Origin of the sequence: Streptomyces sp. NPDC050504 (assembly GCF_044458065.1) — a bacterium.
Lineage (GTDB): Bacteria > Actinomycetota > Actinomycetes > Streptomycetales > Streptomycetaceae > Streptomyces.
Map to the genome: position 1 here is coordinate 363,759 of NZ_JBITHO010000004.1, position 17,626 is coordinate 381,384.

Consider the following 17,626-nt stretch of genomic DNA (forward strand, 5'->3'; position numbering starts at 1 on the left):
GTTGGCTGCACCTTGTTGGCTGCACCTTGTCCGAACGGTATACCCCCGGGGAGGGGCGCGACCCTCACGTTTCCTTCATAAACAGGTCCTGAAGAGGTGACGGTTCACCTCGCTTTCACCACAATGCGCGGGGGGCACGGGGGTAGCGGGCGGTGGCCGCGCGGGGGTAGGCGGGGCGGACCGCGCCGGGGCCCGTGCCGCTCACGCCGACGCCCGCTTCTTCGGTGCCGCCTTCTTGGGCTTCGCCTTCTCCGTGACCGCCGTGGACTTCTTCGGCGCCGCCGCCCCCGGCTCCGCCTTCGCCTTGGCCTTCGTGCCCGTCGCCTTCGGCACCGCCGGAGCCGCCTTCCGCGCGCGCCCCGCCCCGGAGGCCGGCGCCGGGGCCTTCTTCCGCGCCGCCCTCTTGATCGGCGTCACCTCCGCGACCCCGGCCCCGGGCCCCTCGCCCGACACCTCGCCCGGTCCCTCGCCGCGCGACGCCCTCGCCGCCCGCACGCTGCTCTCCAGCGCCGCCATCAGGTCCAGCACCCGGCCGCCGCCCCCGGCCCCGGCCGTCCGCTCCGAAGGCGCCGCTCCCGACTCCTTCGCCGCCACCATCGCCTCCACCGCCTCGCGGTACTCGTCCTTCAGCGACCCCAGGTCCACCTCCCCCAGCGTCGCCATCAGCGCGTCCGCCAGGTCGAGTTCGGCCTCCCTGACCGTCACCCGCGTCTCGGGCGCCACGCCCTGCGGCTCGCGGATCTCGTCCGGCCACAGCAGCCCGTGCATGGCGATCACGTCGCCCACCACCCGCAGCATCCCCAGCCGTTCCCGCCCCCGCAGCGCGTACTTCGCCACCGCGACCTGTTCGCTGCGCTTGAGCGCCTCGCGCAGCAGGGTGTACGGCTTCGCCGCGGGGACGCCGTTCGCCGCGAGGTAGTACGCGGCGTCGAGCTGCAACGGGTCGATCGAGCCCGCCGGGGCGAACGCCACGATCTCGATCGTCTTCGCCGTCGGCAGCGGCAGCCCCGCCAGGTCCTCGTCCGTGACCGGGACGACCTCGCCGCCCTCGGTCTCGTACCCCTTGCCGATCTCCGCCGCCGTGATCTCCTGCCCGTCCAGCTCGCAGACCTTGCGGTAGCGCACGCGCCCGCCGTCCGTGAGGTGGATCTGGCGGAACGAGACGGACCGGCTCTCCGTGGCGTTGACCAGCTTGATCGGGATGGAGACGAGCCCGAAGGAGATCGCTCCGTTCCATATGGATCGCACGATTTTTCCCCTTCGATGACTTATGGGCATTTCATCAGCATTCGTGGGAGTCTCATCGTATGTCGCCCATCACCGAAGTGGAGGGGCGGCGGCTGCCCCTCTCGCGCCTGGAGAAGGTGCTCTACCCCGCCACCGGCACCACCAAGGGCGAGGTCCTGCACTACTGCGCGACCACCGCGGGCTGCCTGCTCGCCCACCTCTCCGGCCGCCCCGTCTCCTTCCTCCGCTTCCCCGACGGCGTGGCGGGGCAGCGCTTCTTCACCAAGAACCCGCCGCCCGGCACCCCGTCCTGGGTGCGCACCGCCGAGGTGCCCAGGGCCGAGGGGCAGCGCGCCAGGCAGGTGCTGCTCCAGGACGTGGCGTCCCTGATGTGGGCGGCGAACCTCGTCGTGGAGTTCCACGCCCCGCAGTGGCGGGCCGATGCCCCCGGCATCGCCGACCGGCTGGTGTTCGACCTGGATCCGGGCGCGCCCGCGACCGCCGTGGAGTGCTGCGCGGTCGCGCTGTGGCTGCGCGAGCGGCTGTCCGCCGACGGGCTGCACGCGTACGGCAAGACCTCGGGCTCGAAGGGGCTGCACGTCCTCGTACCGCTGGAGCCGACGCCGTCCGACGCGGTCCGCGCGTACGCGAAGGAGCTGGCGCGGGAGGCGGAGGCCGTGCTCCCCGGCCTGGTCACGCACCGGATGACGCGCGCGCTGCGGCCCGGCCTGGTCTTCGTGGACCACAGCCAGAACTCCGCGTCGAAGACCACCGCCGCGCCCTACACCGTCAGGGCCCGCCAGGAGCCGACCGTCTCCACGCCCGTGACCTGGGACGAGGTCGCGGCGGCGCGGACCCCTGGCGACCTCGTCTTCCGCATCGAGGACATCGCGCCCCGGCTGCGCCGCCACGGCGACCTGCTGGGCCCGCTGATCAACCTGAACCGCGCCCGCCCGCTGCCGCGCACACCGTAGGCCGCACACCGCAGGACCCACGACACAGACCCCACGCCGCGCCCGCGTCACGCCCCCCGCACGCGCGTTACGTCGGCACCCGCCGCACGCCCCCACCTCGGGCAACGCCAGCGCCCGCCCGCTGCCGCGCACGCCGCAGAGCCCACACCGCGCCCGCGTCACGCCCCCCGCACGCGCGTTACGTCGGCACCCGCGTCACGCCAGCACCCACCGCACGCCCCCCACCTCGGACAACGCCCGCGCCCGCGCAACGCCAGCGCCCGCGTCACGCCCGCGCCCACGTCCTCCGGTCCCGCGCCACCGCGTGCAGCGCCTCCACGTCCGCGGGCTTCAGCACGCCACCCAGCCGCCCCAGCGCGGGCACCTCGTCGTCCCGCAGGATCCGTACGCCCGGGGGCGGCGGCTGCTCCACCGCCAGCCGCGCCGCGCCCACCACCGCCAGCACGGGCCGCACCGCCGCCGCGAGCGCCAGCGACGCCCGCTCGGCCGCCCGCCTGGCCCAGCGCAGCTGCGGGGCGGAGCGGCCGCGCCCGACCGTGACGTCCGGGTCCCCGATCCGCACCCGCTGCCTCGGCGCGGGCAGCGTGCGCACCGCGAGCACCCCCGCGGGGCCGATCGCCAGGTGGTGGATGCGGTCGTCGCCGGGCAGCGGTACGGAGTGCAGCACCCGCCAGCCCGCCGCCTCCAGCCGGTCCAGCTCGCCGCCGACCCGCTCCTGCGCGGCCAGCTCCGCGCGGCGCGGGTCCGCGCCGGGGAACCCGAAGGGGCGGGAGCGCGGCGGGTTCCGGTCGAGCGCGGCGTGCAGCGCCTCGCCCGGCCGGTTGGGCGCGAGGTCGTCGTCCGGGTGGAGCGCGAGCCCGGCCAGCTCGGCGGGGCCGGGCACCGGCGGCGGGCCGACGCTGACGGGCCCGGCGAGGTAGGGCCCGAGCGCGGCGAGCACCTCGTCGGCGCGCGTCTCGACGAGCAGGCTGACCCGCCCGGTGTCCCGGTCGTACCAGGCGACCAGGGAACCGTCCGGCAGGCCGACGTACAGCCGCTCCCGCCCGTGTCCGAAGGACGGTGAAACGCGCAGAGCGCCCATCCCCATCACCCCCACGCCCATGGGAACAGCACCGGGCCCGCCGGGGCAATATCCGCGTTACCGTGAACCCCGCCGCCCCGCCCGGGGCCGGCCGGGGACACGGGGGAAGGGGCCCATCATGATCATTTTCGGCACCAAGGGGTATCTGTACCAGCTCGCGATACTGACGCTGGTGTGCGGCTGGTGCGGGAATCCGGCCGCGCACACGCTGCGCAAGCGGGTCACCAAGTTCACCCTCTTCTTCGTCCCGCTCTTCCCCTTCTCGACGAAGTTCGCGACGCAGTGCACCTTCTGCGGCGGCGAGCAGCAGGTGCCCAAGGAGCAGGCCGAGCAGCTGCTCGCGCAGGCCGCGGCGCACGGCGGCGGCCAGGGCGCGGCCCCCGGCCAGGGCGGCGGCAACCCGTTCGCCCAGCCGCAGGCCCCGCAGCAGGGCGGCAACCCGTTCCGGCAGTAGGGACGGGCGCTGACTAACGGGCACCGGCTGACGGGCTCGGACCGGCGGGCGCCGATCCGGCGGGTCGACAAAAAGGACTTCCGTACGAATAAGGTGTATGGATCGGTCGTGGGTCCGCCCCCGGCCGATCTCCTTCCGCGGCCCCGTCGACAATGGCCACCGCGGGACCCGCGGCACCGCCGCACCGCCTTCTCCGTCGTCGCCCGCCAGCCCGCAAGCCCGTCGCCCCGTGAGGTACCACCTTGAGCAGCCGTTTCCGCGCCCCTGTCGGGGCCCTGCTGCTGACGGCCTGTGCCGCGCCGCTGCTCGCCGCGGTGCTGTCCGGCTGCGGCGGCACCTCGGCGGGCGGCCTCAAGAGCGCGGGCGAGACCCCGGAGGCGATCGGCCCCTCCCGGCTCTGGCCCGACCTGCCCCGGGCGACCACGGACCCGTACGAGCTGGGCGACGGCAACCGCGAGACGGTCCCCGGCGTCTCCGTGCCGGGCGACGACGTGCACGAGGTGTCGGCGGTCTCGGTGGTCCAGGCGGAGGTGAAGGCCCACCCCGAGGAGTACACCGGCGCGGACGGGCTCTTCGAGTCGACCGCGCGGCAGATCAGGGAGTGCGGCGACAAGCCCGACGCCTGCCCGGTCCTCCAGACGTACTACCGGGACCTGACCGGCAACGGCAGGGACGAGATGATCGTCGGCATCAAGATGCCGCAGAGCCAGCTCGCGGTGCGCGTCTACACCGCGGAGGCCGGCCGGATGATCCGCATCATGTCCACGTCCGACGCCGTGATCAACGTCGAGCTGGCGGGCCGCGACCTGCTGATCCGGGCCACCTCGGGCATCCCCGGCTACGAGTACCGCACGGCCTGGTCGTACGACGACCGGCAGCGCGCGATGTTCCCGACCCACGACGAGTTCCTGCGGATCGGCCCCGACAAGGCCCCGCCGCCCAAGCCGCTCACCTCGCCCACCCCCCTGCCGCCCACCTCGTCGCCCGCGCCCGCGCCGCCCGCGTCCGCGCCGTCGCCCGGACCCACGTCCGGCGTCCTGGACCCCGAGCCCGCGCCGCCCGCCGCGCCCCCGGTCCCCGAACTCTCCGCCGAGGCCCCCACGGCCGACTGGTCCGACGACGCGAGCGAGTCATGAGCCGCACCACCCCCTCCCGCAGCGCCTCCTCCCGCACCGCCGCCTCCCGCGAGGCCCCCTCCCCCGCCGCGTCCCCGCACGACGCGTCCCCGGGCACCGGTACCGCCCGCGCCAATCCCCCGCGCAAGCGCCTCCGCCCCCGCCGCCGCGGGCTGCGCGTGCCCGCCTGGACCGCGACGCTCACCTGGAAGGCCGCCTGCTTCATCACGGTGATGTGCTGCGCGCTCGCCGCGCTGCTCGGCGTGCTGGTGCACGTCTCGGTCACCCGGCAGACCGTGGAGCAGGCCCGCGACAAGGCGCTGAGCAGGCTGGAGGACGTGACGAAGCAGTACGAGGCGGGCGAGCCGCTGCCGCCGTTCGCCTCGCTCGACCCGCCGGAGCTGCCCGCGTCGCTGCGCGAGCTCGCGGTGGCGGGCAAGCGGGGCACCGTGGTCGCCCAGAGCTACGGCCGCCCCACCATGTGGGCCGCGGGCCCCGCGGACGACCGGGCCCTCGCGGTGCGCGTCGACTACAGCCAGAGCGCCCGCACCATCAACGGCCTGGACCAGGCGATCCTCGGCTCGTCCGTGCTGGCGATCGGCGCGACCCTGCTGGTGGGCGCGTTCGCCGTCACCCGCGTCACGCGCAGGCTGCACACCACGGCGCGGGTGGCGCGCCGCATCAGCGCGGGCGACCTGGACGCGCGCGTGGCGGACCCCCGTACGAAGAACCCCTCGCGGCCGCTGGACGAGGTCGCCACGGTCTCCAGCGCGCTGGACGCCATGGCCGCCACGCTCCAGGGCAAGCTCCAGGCCGAGCAGCGGTTCACCGCCGACGTGGCGCACGAGCTGCGCACGCCGCTGACCGGGCTGACGGCCGCCGCCGGGCTGCTGCCGCCGGGCCGCCCTTCGGAGCTGGTGCGCGACCGGGTGCAGGCGATGCGCTCGCTGACCGAGGACCTGCTGGAGATCTCGCGGCTCGACACCCGTACCGAGAAGGTCGAGCTGGACGTGCACGAACTGGGCCTGCTGGCGCGGCGCGTGGTGCGCGGCTCGGGCACGGAGACCGAGGTGCGCGTCGCGCGCGACACGTACGTGGAGACGGACAAGCGGCGCCTGGAGAGGGTGCTGGGCAACCTCGTCGCCAACGCCCACAAGCACGGCGCGGCGCCGGTGGAGCTGACGGTGGACGGGCCCGTGGTGACGGTCCGCGACCACGGCGCGGGATATCCGGACTACCTGCTCGCGCACGGTCCGCAGCGGTTCAGGACGGAGAGCGGCGGCGGCAGCACCGGCCACGGCCTGGGGCTGACCATCGCGGTGGGCCAGGCCCAAGTCATCGGCGGCGAGCTGGAGTTCGCGAACGCCCCGGACGGCGGCGCGGTGGCCAGGCTGACGCTGCCGGAGTACGTGCGGCTGGACGACGACGCGTGCCCGACCGACGCCCAGGGTGACGCCCCGTAACACTTTGCGATCACGAACGGCCGATCCTAGGGTGGGAGCACCGCACCTCAGGAGGCAGCATGTCTTCTCCCTCACCCCTCGCGGGCGCCGCCCGCAGGATCGCGCTCTGCGCGGCGGCCGGGGCGCTCACCGCGACCCTCGCCGCGGCCCCGGCGTCGGCCCTCTCCGAAGAGGCCGCCGCGCACTCCGACTACAAGGGGCGGGTCACCGCCAAGTCGGGGCTGCTGCTGCGCGACAAGCCGACCAGGAGCAGCAGGATCGTCGGGCACGCGGCGTACGGCGCCGTCGTCCACATCTTCTGCAAGACCTCGGGCGAGACCGTCAACGGCAACCCCCGCTGGTACCTGCTCACCGACGGCACCTGGGCCTGGGCCTCGGCCGCCTACATCGCCAACATCGGCCCCGCCCCCCGCTGGTGCTGACAGGGCCCGCAGCACGAGAGCACCAATGATTCGCGGCCGCGAATTTCCACAACACGCTCGACACGATCATTAAATCTTTCGGCACACTATGACATAAAGGGACATAAGGCACGACTGCTTGCTACGTTGCGGCCATGACCGCAACGACGGCGGACGGCCCACCGCCCGACCTACGCCTGCCCAAACGGCGGGGCGTCGAGCTCTCGCTCCTCGTCGTCGCCGTCCTGGTCCCCGTCTACGGCTACGCGGCCGTCGGCATCGCCAAGCACGGCTCCGCCCCGTCCGACGCCCTGGACTACGGCGCGGGCCTCGGCGTCCTGGCCCTCCTCGCGCACCTCGCGGTGCGCCGGCGCGCCCCGTACGCCGATCCGCTGCTGCTGCCCATCGCGGTGCTCCTCAACGGGCTCGGCCTGGTCCTGATCTACCGCCTCGACCTGGAGACCCCGTCCGACCAGGCGGCCTCCACCCAACTGGTCTGGTCGTCGCTCGGCGTCGGCCTCTTCATCGCGGTCGTGCTCCTGCTGCGCGACCACCGGGTCCTCCAGCGGTACGCGTACGTGTCGGTGGCCGCGGCCCTCGCGCTGATGATCGTGCCGATCTTCTTCCCCGCCGTGAACGGCGCCAAGATCTGGATCAGGGTCGCCGGGTTCTCCTTCCAGCCGGGCGAGTTCGCCAAGGTCCTGCTCGCGGTCTTCTTCGCCGCCTACCTCGCCGCGAACCGGGGCGCCCTCGCGTACACCGGCCGCCGGGTCTGGCGGCTCCAGCTGCCGACGGGCCGGGTGCTCGGCCCGATCGTGGCGATCTGGCTGCTCAGCGTCGGCGTCCTGGTCCTGGAGCGCGACCTCGGCACCTCGCTGCTCTTCTTCGGCCTCTTCGTGATCATGCTGTACGTGGCGACGGGCCGCACCGGCTGGATCGCGGTCGGACTGCTGCTCGCCGGGGTCGGCGCGTTCGTCGTCGGCTCGCTCGAACCGCACGTGCACACCCGCGTCGAGGACTGGCTCGACCCGTTCGCCTCGATCGAAGCTGGCCGGGGCCCCGGCCAGCTCGCGCAGTCCCTCTTCGCCTTCGCCGCGGGCGGCATGCTCGGCACGGGCCTGGGCCTGGGCCACTCGATCCTGATCGGCTTCGCCGCGAAGTCCGACTTCATCCTGGCGACGGCGGGCGAGGAGCTGGGGCTCGTCGGACTGACCGCGATCTTCCTGCTGTACGCGCTCCTGGTGGCGCGCGGCTACCGGGCGGGCCTCGCGCTGCGCGACCCCTTCGGGCGGCTGCTGGCGATCGGCCTCGCGTCGATCCTCGCGCTCCAGGTGTTCGTGATCGCGGGCGGGGTGATGGGGCTGATCCCGCTGACCGGCATGGCGATGCCCTTCCTCGCCCAGGGCGGCTCGTCCGTCGTCACCAACTGGATGATCGTGGCGCTGCTGATCCGGGTCAGCGACTCGGCGCGGGCGCCGCACCCCGAACACGTGGAGACGGGCGTGATCGCCCGGGTCGAGGACGCCGAGCGATGATCAGGTACATCAGGCGGGCGGCGGCCCTCTGCCTCTTCCTGCTGGTCGCACTGCTGGTCAACGCGGCCCGCGTACAGGTCTTCGAGGCCCCCTCGCTGGACGCCGACCCGGCCAACCGCCGCCAGAGCATCGCCCGCTACGCCGAGCCGCGCGGCAACATCCTGGTCGACGGCAGGAGCGTCACCGGCTCCAAGGACACCGGCCAGCAACTGCGCTACGAACGCACCTACCTCCAGGGCCCGTTGTACGCGCCGGTGACCGGCTACGCCTCCCAGACGTACGGCACGACGCTCGTGGAGAACGCCGAGGACGACATCCTCTCCGGCACCGATCCGGCGCTGTCCCCGCTGCCCTTCTGGAACGAGTTCACCCGCTCCCGGCAGTCCGGCGGGAACGCCACCACGACCATCAAGGCGTCGGTGCAGCGGGCCGCGTACGAGGGCCTGGGCGGCAAGCGCGGCGCGGTCGCCGCGATCGAGCCTGCGACGGGGAAGGTCCTGGCGCTGGTCAGCAGCCCCTCGTACGACCCCGGAGTGCTGTCGGGCACGGGCCCCGCGGTGACGGGCGCCTGGGCGCGGCTGAACGGGGACCGCGCGCAGCCGATGCTCAACCGGGCGATCCGGGAGACGTATCCGCCCGGCTCCGCCTTCAAGATCGTGACGGCCGCGGCGGCGCTGGACGCGGGCGTGGTGAGCGACGTCGACGCGCCCACGGACACCCCCGACCCGTACGTCCTGCCCGGCACCCGCCGCGTCCTGCCCAACGAGGTGCCGAACTGCGGCGACGCGTCGCTGGCGTACGCCATCAAGTGGTCCTGCAACACCGTGATGGCGGGCCTCGGGGTGGCGGTGGGGCAGGCGCGGATGGTGGAGGCGGTCGGCAGGTTCGGCTTCAACGACGCGGGCCTGCGGATCCCGTCCCGGGTCGTGAAGTCCAACTTCGACCTCGCGATGAGCGGGGACCAGCTGGCGCTGTCGTCGATCGGGCAGTTCGACACGCGGGCGACGCCGCTCCAGATGGCGATGGTCGCGGCGGCCGTCGCCAACGGCGGCGAGCTGCGGTACCCGTACCTGGTGGACCGGCAGACCACGGCGGACAACGACGTGCTGTCGGTGACCGGCAGCCGCTCGTACGCGCAGGCGATGAACCCGGCGACGGCCCAGCAGCTCCAGCAGCTGATGGTGGACGTGGTCGAGGAGGGCACCGGCACGAACGCGGCGATCCCCGGGGCGCGGGTGGGCGGCAAGACGGGGACCGCGCAGCACGGCGTGAACAACTCCGGCACGCCGTACGCCTGGTTCATCTCCTGGGCCCAGGCCGACGGCGCGGGACAGCCCGCGGTCGCGGTCGCGGTGGTCGTGGAGGACGCGGCGGCGAACCGCGCGGACATCTCGGGCGGCGGCAGTGCGGCCCCGATCGCGCGGGCGGTGATGGAGGCGGGGCTGCGGGAGGCGGGGTGAGGGGGCGCTCTTGGGGGGGCGGCGGAGGGCGGCGGGGGCGGGCGGTTGCCCGCCGCGACCGCGGACGGCCGCTGAAGCCCGCCGCCCCGCCCGCACTCCCTGCCCGTCCGCCCCGTCCGTCCACCCCGCGCGTCCACCCCGCCCGCACGCCCCGCGCGGCGGGCCCGCACACTTGGCGCGTGCGTCCCCTCCCCCTCGCCCCCTTCCTCGACCGCATCGCCGCCCACGACCCCGGGCTCTCCGCCTTCCGCGAGCTGCACGCCCCGCCCCCCGGCGGCACCGGCGTCCCGCTCGCCGTGAAAGGGGCGCACGGGCTCCGGTCCGAGGCCGCCCAGCGGCTCCTCGCCGCGGGGGCCGTCTCGCTCGGGGCCACCGCCACCCCCGGGCCCGGGACCGTGTGGCAGACGTGGGGGCTCGGGGCGCACGGGCCGACGCTCAACCCCTGGCGCCCCGACCGCACCCCGGGCGGCTCGTCGGCGGGCGCGGCCGTCGCCGTGGCCACCGGCATGGCCGCCGTCGCCACGGCCGGCGACGGCGCGGGCTCCATCCGCATACCCGCCGCCTGGTGCGGCGTCTTCGGCCTCAAGACCACCCGCGGCCTCCTCCGCTCCCCCGACCGCACCCGCCTCGCCACCGCGGGCATCCTGACCCGCACGGCGGCCGAGGCCGCGCCGTACCTCCGGCACGTGCTCCCCGGCCCGCCGACCGCGCCCCGCCCCCTGCGCCACGCCGTCTACTCGCCCGACCTGGGGTTCGCCCGCGTGGACGAGGAGATCGCGGCGGTCACGGCGGCGGCCGTGCACCGCATCGACGCGTCCGGGGCCGTACGCGTCGACCCCGCCGACGACCCGCCGTTCGCGCTGCGGGACCCCGCCCCCGCCTGGCTCGCGGTCCGGGCCGGTGCGCCCACCCCCGCCACCGACGCCCTCCGCGCCGGGAACGACCACCGCATCGACGCCCTGCTGCGCCGCGTGCCCCTGCTGCTGACCCCCACCACGCCCAACCCGCCGCACGGCCACGAAGGGCCGGGCGAGCGCTACTCCACCGACCTCACCTGGGCGTTCAACCTCAGTGGCCACCCCGCCGCCACCGTCCACGCGGGGTTCACCGCCGACGGCTGCCCGGTCGGGCTGCAACTCGTCGCCGCACACGGCTCCGACGCCGTGCTCGCCGCGACCGCCGCCCTGTGCGAGGCCGCGCTCGACGCGGTGCCGTGCTGGCCCGACCGCGCCACGCGCCCGCACGGGACCCTTTGATCTCCGCACACCCCCCTGGTGCATGCTTGGTCCGTTTGATCTTCCGCGTCCGGAGATCCCGAAGACAGAGACCCAGAGGACCGTGCGCCCTACCCCTGTGACCCGTGCCGCCCGCGTTGCCCGTGCTTCCAGAGCCTTCGCCGTACGCGTCGGGGTCGGCGTGCTGGCCCTGTCCGCCCTGCCGGTGACCGGGGCCTTCGCCGCTCCCCCGCCCGCCCCCGCCCCGGCCGGCGGGTGGACCGGCGAGGACGCCGCGCGCTTCTGGACCGCGCAGCGCATGCGTTCGGCGACCCCCGTGGGGGGCGGGGCGGCCCCCGTCGGGGGCGGGGCGCGCACCGCGCCGAAGCCGAAGGCGTCCGCCGCCGCCGCGTACCTCCCCGACGGCATCCCCACCGTGGGCACGGTCTACTTCGTCGGCCGGGACCTGGCCACGCACAGCTGCACGGCGAGCGTGGTGCACAGCCCGCGCGGCAACCTCCTGCTGACCGCGGGGCACTGCGGCCTCGACGACAAGCGCGCCTTCGTCCCGCAGTACCGCGCGGGCCTCGCGCCCGCGCGGCAGCCGTACGGCATCTGGGCCGTCGACCGGGTGTTCCGTGATCCCCGGCGCACGGACTTCGGGCCGGGCTCCGACCTGGACTTCGCCTTCGCCACGGTGAAGCCCGACGGGCGGGGCCGCGGTCTGGAGTCCGTCACCGGGGCCAACCGCCTCGCGCGCGCGGCCGGTTACACCAACACGGTCACCGTGGTCGGCTACCCCACCCGGAAGAACTCCCCCGCGGACCGGCCGGTGGGCTGCCGGGTCGAAACGGCCCCGCTGCCGGGCTACCGGCAGATGCGCATGGAGTGCGCCGGGTTCCACGGCGGCACCTCGGGCAGCCCGTGGATCGCGAACTTCGACGAGGCCACGAAGACCGGCGACGTCATCGGCGCCCTCGGCGGCTGGAACGGCGGCGGGCTCCTCGACGGCAGCGACCGGATCTCCTTCGCCCCGCTCTTCGGCGACGCGGCCTTCAGGCTGTACGACGACGCCGTCGCGGGGCGCACCCCGCGGCGGCCCGCGCTGCCCTACTCGCCGTACGCGCGCGGGGCGGGCGAGCGGTGGGCGGCCGCGCGGCACACCGCGTCGGGCGACTACGACGGCGACGGCAGGACCGACACCGTCGTGGTCTGGGCGGACGGCGAGGTGACCCTGTACCGGGGCAACGGCAGGGGCGGTTACGGCGGCGAGGTCCAGCTGCTGCGGAAGAACTCCCTGTGGCGGACCGCGGCGGCCGTCACCGGCGGCGACTTCACCGGCACCGCGGCGCCGGACCTGCTCGTGCGCTGGCCCGACGGCAAGGTGAGCCTCTACGCGGACGTGAGCCCGAACGCCAAGCCCACCAAGGAGATCGTGCTCGCGCCCAAGGGCTCGGTCTGGAAGAGCGCCACCCAGGTCGTCGCGGGTCGGCACGGCGCCGACCGGCGGGCCGACGACGTCGTGGTGCGCTGGAAGGACGGCGAGCTTTCGCTGTACTCGGACGTGGGCGACCGGACGAAGTTCAGCAGGGAGAAGCGGCTCGTGGGGCCCGGTCCGCGGTGGGCGGCGGCGACGCTGCTGGCCGACGGCGACTTCGCCGGGAACTCCTACGGGGACCTGCTGGTGCGCGGGGCCGACGGCGGGCTGACCCGCTACCAGGACGTGAGCGCGGCGGGGCTCGGCCCGGGGACGCCGCTGCCTGCGGCGAACCCGCTGTGGAAGCGGCCGCTGGTGGTGACGGCGGGCGACTACGACGGCGGGGGCCGCCCGGACGACCTCCTGGTCCGCTGGAGCGACGGCGCCCTCTCGCTGCGGACGGGCGCGGGAACGGAGCGCGGGCTCGTACCGCCGAAGGTCAAGTAGCCCGGTCGGGCCACGGTCCCGCGCCCGCGCCCGTCGATCTCTGCCGATCGGCAGATACCGCCGCCCGCACCCCGGTGAAAGGCTCTGAGCAGCAGAGGGAAGCGGTCCGGGCAGCAGTGCTCGGCGCGGCGGCCCACTCGTGACTACCCGAGCAGGCGCGGCGCGTGCGCGCTGTCGGCGCGGGTGAGGGAAGCGGCGCTCCCGGGGGCACATCCCCCGTCTCCTGGGGGCGCCGCGCACGGACCCCGGGCCGCGTTCCTCCCAGGAGGGACGCGGCCCGGGGCCCGGTTGCCGTCCGCTGCCGGACGGCCGGGCCGGGGGCCCGGTCAGTTGCAGGTGGCCAGCAGGATCGAGACGACCGTGCAGTTGACCGACTCGCTGTCGTTGGCCGGGTTGGGGTCGTTCGGGGCGGACGCGGTGCGCTTGCCGGTGACCGACACCCCTCCCAGGGACAGCAGGTGCAGCGGGACGCGGAACGACTTGGACGCGCTCGCGCCGTCGGCGATGGCCCCGTAGGAGCAGGTCACGGTTCCCGCTCCCGCGGTGCATCCGGCGGGCAGGTTGGTGGCGCCCGCGCCCTGCGGCAGCGTCGCGGTGACCGTCGCGTGGTCGACGGCGTCGGGCCCGGTGTTGCGGGCGGTCAGCGTGTACGTGAGGTAGGGCACCAGGAGGCCCAGGTTCGGCTTCGCGGTGACGTCCACGTCGATGTCGGCCGCGGTGTTCCCGCCGACCGCGGTGATGGTCACCTGGCCGTTGCCCGTACGCACGCCGGTGTCGAAGGCGGTCCCGGCCGGGCCGTGGCCGCTGCCCCCGCCGCCGCCTGCCGAGCCCGCGCTGCCGTCGGCCTGCTGCTGGCCGCCGCCACCGCCGCCGCCGAACCAGCCGCCGCCACCACCGCCGCCGCCCGCGCCCGTGGTGCCGCTGACGCCGGCGCCGCCCGCGCCTCCGGCGCCCTCCGTGCCGGGCGCTCCGGCCGCGGCGCCGTTCCCGGCCGCTCCGCCGGCCCCTCCGGAGGCGGTTCCTCCCCCACCGCCTGCGGATCCGCCGTTGCCGTCGGCGCCCGCGACGCCGTTGGTGCCGCCCCCGGCGCCTCCGGCGCCCGTACCCCCGGGGCTGCTGTCGAACCAGTTGCCGCCACCGCCGCCGCCACCGGCCACCAGCAGCCGGTCGCCCAGGCCGTAGCCGTCGGCGCGCACGTCGGACGCGCCGCCGCCGGAGCCGCCGTAGGCCCCGGGCCGCGTGCCCGCGCCCCCGGCGCCGCCGCCGTTCCAGCCGCCGACGCTGCCGACGTTGACCTGGAGCACCTGGCCCGGCGTGACCGGCAGTTGGGCCTTGGCCCGGCCGCCCCTGCCGCCCGCGTTGCCGCCGACGGCCCCTTCCTCGCCCTGCGCGCCGAAGGCGTCCACCACGATCGCGGTCACCCCCGCGGGCACGGTGTAGGACTGGGCGCCGCCGGTGTACGAGAAGGTCGTCTCCGTGTCGGCCGCGGCGGGCGGCGCGAGCGCGACCAGTCCCGTGCCGACGAGCGCGAAGGTCAGCGTGCCGGGCAGGGCCAGCGCGGTCAGCCGTCTGCGCAGGCGGCCGGCGGGCCTGGGGTGAAGAGTGGTGCGTGACATGGGGGTGGTCCCCTTTCCCCTCCGCGTCACCCCCGGCGGCCCCACCGACAGGGACCGGCGCGACGGGGCGTGACGCCCTGCGGCCCCGCCCACGACGGATGCGACGTGAACGGGGCCGCGGCGTACGGATGTTGGAGCCGTACGGCTGAAGGGAGCATTACCCCCACGGGCCCTTGGAGGTAATCACCCGGAAGGGTTACTAACCGGAATACTTTCCTACGGTACGCCGAATCGCATCGGCCACGGCCCCGCCCCGGTCACCGCCCCGCCCCGCTCACCGCCCCGTCGCGCCGTCGGCCTGTTCGCGGAGGATGTCGGCGTGGCCCGCGTGCCGCGCCGTCTCCTCGATCATGTGCACGAGGACCCAGCGCAGCGACCGCACGAGCCCGGCCCGGCCCGCCGCGCGGGCGCACGGCCGCTCCAGGTCGTCGCAGCGCGCGACGATCGCGTTGGACCGCTCGACCGCCGCGCGGTAGGCGGCGACGAGGCCCTCCGCGCTCTCGTCGTCGGCGACGTCCATGCCGAAGTCCGGGTGCGGGACGTCGGCGCCGTCGAAGGCCCAGGCGAACCAGTAGACCTCCACCGCCGTCAGGTGCTTGACCAGGCCGAGGACGCTGGTGCCCGAGGGCACTCCGGGCGTCCGGCCCCGCTCGTCGTCGAGGCCCAGCGCCTTCGCGGCCACCGACGCGCGGACGTAGTCCAGGAACGCGAGCAGGGTCGACTTCTCGTCCGGCGGGCACTCGGGAGGGCCCGCGTCTCGGTTTCGTTGCGTCTGCGTCATCGAGTCACGCTATCCGGGCGGGGAGTTGCACGTGCGGGCGCCCCGCACTCCCCGCGCGCCCCGCCCGGCACCCCGCACCACCCCCGACACGCCCTAGGCCTCCGCGATCGTCTCCGCCACCTCCGCGACCCGCCCCGCCTCCTCGGCGGCGAACCGCTCCCTGTCCAGGCGTTCCGCGATCTCCTCGTCCTCCGCCATCAGCAGGTCCAGGTTCGAGTCGCCCATCTCCAGGACGCCCATGTCCACGTACGCCTTCTGGAGCCGTTCGCCCCACAGGCCGATGTCCTTGACGCACGGGACGATCCTGCTGAACAGCAGCTTCCTGAAGAGGCTCAGGAACTCCGACTGCTCGCTGTACTCCTCCGCCTCCGCCTTCGGGATACCGAAGTTCTCCAGGACCTCGACGCCGCGCAGCCGGTCGCGCATCAAGTAGCAGCCCTCGATGACGAATTCCTCGCGCTCGCGCAGCTCCGCGTCGGTGAGCTGCTTGTAGTAGTCGCGCAGCGCCATCCGGCCGAAGGCCACGTGCCGGGCCTCGTCCTGCATCACGTACGCCAGGATCTGCTTCGGCAGCGGCTTGTCCGTGGTGTCGCGGATCATGCCGAAGGCGGCGAGCGCCAGGCCCTCGATGAGGACCTGCATGCCGAGGTAGGGCATGTCCCAGCGCGAGTCGCGCAGGGTGTCGCCGAGCAGGGCCTGGAGGTTGTCGTTGACGGGATAGAGCATCCCGACCTTCTCGTGCAGGAAGCGGCCGAACACCTCCGCGTGCCGCGCCTCGTCCATGGTCTGCGTCGCGGAGTAGAACTTCGCGTCGAGGTCGGGCACGGACTCCACGATGCGCGCCGCGCACACCATCGCGCCCTGCTCGCCGTGGAGGAACTGGCTGAACTGCCAGGAGGCGTAGTGCCTGCGCAGGTCGCCCTTGTCCTTCTCGGTGAGCTTGGCCCAGTGCCGGGTGCCGTACAGCGTCAGCACCTCGTCGGGGGTGCCGAGCGGGTCGCAGGGGTCCACCTCGGCGTCCCAGTCGATGCGCTTAGCGCCGTCCCACTGCTTGTCCTTGCCCTTCTGGTAGAGCGCGAGGAGCCGTTCGCGCCCCTCGTCGTACTCCCAGTTGAAGCGCGCCGCACCGGTGGCGGGCACCTGCCAGATCGGTTCAGCGGGGGCACTCGTGTACAGGTCGTGCGTCGACACCGGCGACTCCTTCACCTCATGTCCCTTTACAGGTAAGGGTGTTGGCAGGCTCACACGTTGGTAGACGCCCGGTCAACAAGTCGTGCGCAAGGGATTGACCAGCTTGCTGACGGGCAGTCTCATAAGAGGTGACCACCGGTAACACCACCCACCGCCCACCGCACGAGGTGTTCTCAGCCATGACGACCACGCCAGTGACCGAACGCGACGTCCAGCTCCTGCGCGACGCGCTCGGCCCGCTCAGGGACCGCGAGCAGGTCGCCGCGCGGCTGCTCGAATCCTCCGCGAAGCACTCCTTCGACCCGGACGAGGAGCTGGACTGGGACGCGCCGCTCGAAGCGGGCAAGTGGTTCTGGCCGCCCGAGCTGGTCTCGCTCTACGACACCCCGCTGTGGCGGAGGATGTCCGACGAGCAGCGGATGGACCTCGCGCGGCACGAGGCGGCGGCGCTCGCCTCGCTCGGCATCTGGTTCGAGATCATCCTGATGCAGCTGCTCGTGCGGCACATCTACGACAAGCCCGTGACCAGCAAGCACGTCCGGTACGCGCTGACCGAGATAGCGGACGAGTGCCGCCACTCCATGATGTTCGCCCGGATGATCGAGAAGGGCGGGGCGCCCGAATACCCGGTCCCGAGGGTCTACCACAACCTCGCGCGCGTCCTGAAGACCGTCTCCACGACGCCGGGTTCGTTCGCCGCGACCCTGCTCGGCGAGGAGGTCCTGGACTGGATGCAGCGCCTCACCTTCCCCGACGAGCGCGTACAGCCGCTGGTGCGCGGCGTGACCCGCATCCACGTCGTCGAGGAGGCGCGCCACGTCCGCTACGCCCGCGAGGAGCTGCGCCGCCAGATGGTCACGGCGCCGCGCTGGGAACGGGAGTTGACCCGGGTCAGCTGCGGCGAGGCCGCGCGCGTCTTCTCCCTCTGCTTCATCAACCCCCTGGCGTACGAGAACGTCGGCCTCGACCGCCACGAGGCGCTCGCCCAGGTGCGGGCGAGCGGCCACCGCGCCGAGGTCATGCGGTCGGGCGCCAAGCGGCTCACCGACTTCCTCGACGACATCGGAGTGCTGCGCGGCGTCGGGCGGCGCCTGTGGAAGAGCTCGGGCCTGCTCGCGTGAGTGCCGCCGGCCGCGCGGGCGGGCGCCCGTGAGCTGCCCCACTCCCCTCCGCCCGCCGCGAAGGGTGCG

General features: G+C 74.4%; 15 protein-coding genes. 10 read left to right on the forward strand and 5 right to left on the reverse strand.

From position 1 onward, the window contains the following. Positions 1-201: 201 nt before the first annotated feature. Positions 202-1,248 (reverse strand): Ku protein, encoded by a 1,047-nt coding sequence (locus ACIBNE_RS16920; protein WP_399272146.1) that lies wholly within the window; start codon positions 1,246-1,248, stop codon positions 202-204. 59 nt (positions 1,249-1,307) lie between these two features. Here ACIBNE_RS16920 and ligD point away from each other — a divergent pair, with 59 nt between their 5' ends. After that, the gene (gene ligD / locus ACIBNE_RS16925) at positions 1,308-2,201 is read left to right on the forward strand and encodes a non-homologous end-joining DNA ligase (protein WP_399272148.1); all 894 of its coding nucleotides are present in this window, start codon (positions 1,308-1,310) and stop codon (positions 2,199-2,201) included. 265 nt (positions 2,202-2,466) lie between these two features. On the opposite strand, the gene ACIBNE_RS16930 is transcribed toward ligD, so the two are convergent. After that, positions 2,467-3,282, reverse strand: a complete 816-nt coding sequence (locus ACIBNE_RS16930) for a nuclease-related domain-containing protein (protein WP_399272150.1) — start codon at positions 3,280-3,282, stop codon at positions 2,467-2,469. Between the two features lie 118 nt (positions 3,283-3,400). Here ACIBNE_RS16930 and ACIBNE_RS16935 point away from each other — a divergent pair, with 118 nt between their 5' ends. From ACIBNE_RS16935 to ACIBNE_RS16970, 8 genes are all read left to right on the forward strand, one after another. Continuing rightward, complete coding sequence (locus ACIBNE_RS16935) at positions 3,401-3,736, forward strand: zinc-ribbon domain-containing protein (protein ID WP_399272152.1); 336 nt, start codon at positions 3,401-3,403, stop codon at positions 3,734-3,736. A 242-nt stretch (positions 3,737-3,978) separates the two neighbouring features. After that, complete coding sequence (locus ACIBNE_RS16940; RefSeq protein WP_399272154.1) at positions 3,979-4,872, forward strand: hypothetical protein; 894 nt, start codon at positions 3,979-3,981, stop codon at positions 4,870-4,872. Beyond that, the gene (locus ACIBNE_RS16945; protein WP_399272155.1) at positions 4,869-6,314 is read left to right on the forward strand and encodes an ATP-binding protein; all 1,446 of its coding nucleotides are present in this window, start codon (positions 4,869-4,871) and stop codon (positions 6,312-6,314) included. Before ACIBNE_RS16940 ends, ACIBNE_RS16945 begins: the two co-directional genes overlap by 4 nt. A 59-nt stretch (positions 6,315-6,373) precedes the next feature. Continuing rightward, a complete protein-coding gene (locus ACIBNE_RS16950) occupies positions 6,374-6,736 on the forward strand; it encodes an SH3 domain-containing protein (protein WP_399272157.1) in 363 nt (120 codons plus the stop codon). A 134-nt stretch (positions 6,737-6,870) separates the two neighbouring features. Next, positions 6,871-8,250, forward strand: a complete 1,380-nt coding sequence (locus ACIBNE_RS16955; protein WP_399272159.1) for an FtsW/RodA/SpoVE family cell cycle protein — start codon at positions 6,871-6,873, stop codon at positions 8,248-8,250. After that, complete coding sequence (locus ACIBNE_RS16960; protein WP_399272161.1) at positions 8,247-9,710, forward strand: penicillin-binding transpeptidase domain-containing protein; 1,464 nt, start codon at positions 8,247-8,249, stop codon at positions 9,708-9,710. Before ACIBNE_RS16955 ends, ACIBNE_RS16960 begins: the two co-directional genes overlap by 4 nt. Before the next feature lie 179 nt (positions 9,711-9,889). Beyond that, on the forward strand, positions 9,890-10,966 hold the full coding sequence (locus tag ACIBNE_RS16965; RefSeq protein WP_399272162.1) for an amidase family protein: 1,077 nt from the start codon (positions 9,890-9,892) through the stop codon (positions 10,964-10,966). A gap of 97 nt (positions 10,967-11,063) precedes the next feature. Beyond that, positions 11,064-12,848, forward strand: a complete 1,785-nt coding sequence (locus ACIBNE_RS16970; protein WP_399272164.1) for a trypsin-like serine peptidase — start codon at positions 11,064-11,066, stop codon at positions 12,846-12,848. A 326-nt stretch (positions 12,849-13,174) separates the two neighbouring features. Here ACIBNE_RS16970 and ACIBNE_RS16975 read toward each other — a convergent pair whose 3' ends face one another. The 3 genes from ACIBNE_RS16975 to ACIBNE_RS16985 form a co-directional block, all read right to left on the reverse strand. Next, complete coding sequence (locus tag ACIBNE_RS16975) at positions 13,175-14,464, reverse strand: hypothetical protein (RefSeq protein ID WP_399272165.1); 1,290 nt, start codon at positions 14,462-14,464, stop codon at positions 13,175-13,177. 274 nt (positions 14,465-14,738) lie between these two features. Next, positions 14,739-15,245: a DinB family protein gene (locus ACIBNE_RS16980; RefSeq protein ID WP_399272167.1), complete on the reverse strand. Its 507-nt coding sequence runs from the start codon at positions 15,243-15,245 to the stop codon at positions 14,739-14,741. A 93-nt stretch (positions 15,246-15,338) separates the two neighbouring features. Next, positions 15,339-16,436 carry a ferritin-like domain-containing protein gene (locus ACIBNE_RS16985; RefSeq protein ID WP_399272169.1) on the reverse strand — a complete coding sequence of 366 codons (1,098 nt, stop codon included), beginning with the start codon at positions 16,434-16,436 and terminating at the stop codon, positions 15,339-15,341. Positions 16,437-16,615: 179 nt separating this feature from the next. Between ACIBNE_RS16985 and ACIBNE_RS16990 the strand changes: the two genes are divergently transcribed. Further along, positions 16,616-17,557: a diiron oxygenase gene (locus ACIBNE_RS16990; protein ID WP_399272171.1), complete on the forward strand. Its 942-nt coding sequence runs from the start codon at positions 16,616-16,618 to the stop codon at positions 17,555-17,557. Positions 17,558-17,626 lie beyond the last annotated feature (69 nt).

Excerpts from the sequence above, each read along its gene's own strand:
- ACIBNE_RS16990 (WP_399272171.1), top strand. The coding sequence starts at position 16,616 with ATGACGACCACGCCAGTGACCGAACGCGACGTCCAGCTCCTGCGCGAC.
- ACIBNE_RS16960 (WP_399272161.1), top strand. The coding sequence starts at position 8,247 with ATGATCAGGTACATCAGGCGGGCGGCGGCCCTCTGCCTCTTCCTGCTG.
- ACIBNE_RS16945 (WP_399272155.1), top strand. The coding sequence starts at position 4,869 with ATGAGCCGCACCACCCCCTCCCGCAGCGCCTCCTCCCGCACCGCCGCC.
- ACIBNE_RS16980 (WP_399272167.1), bottom strand. The coding sequence starts at position 15,245 with ATGACGCAGACGCAACGAAACCGAGACGCGGGCCCTCCCGAGTGCCCG.
- ACIBNE_RS16935 (WP_399272152.1), top strand. The coding sequence starts at position 3,401 with ATGATCATTTTCGGCACCAAGGGGTATCTGTACCAGCTCGCGATACTG.
- ACIBNE_RS16950 (WP_399272157.1), top strand. The coding sequence starts at position 6,374 with ATGTCTTCTCCCTCACCCCTCGCGGGCGCCGCCCGCAGGATCGCGCTC.
- ACIBNE_RS16975 (WP_399272165.1), bottom strand. The coding sequence starts at position 14,464 with ATGTCACGCACCACTCTTCACCCCAGGCCCGCCGGCCGCCTGCGCAGA.
- ligD (WP_399272148.1), top strand. The coding sequence starts at position 1,308 with ATGTCGCCCATCACCGAAGTGGAGGGGCGGCGGCTGCCCCTCTCGCGC.
- ACIBNE_RS16955 (WP_399272159.1), top strand. The coding sequence starts at position 6,871 with ATGACCGCAACGACGGCGGACGGCCCACCGCCCGACCTACGCCTGCCC.
- ACIBNE_RS16930 (WP_399272150.1), bottom strand. The coding sequence starts at position 3,282 with ATGGGCGCTCTGCGCGTTTCACCGTCCTTCGGACACGGGCGGGAGCGG.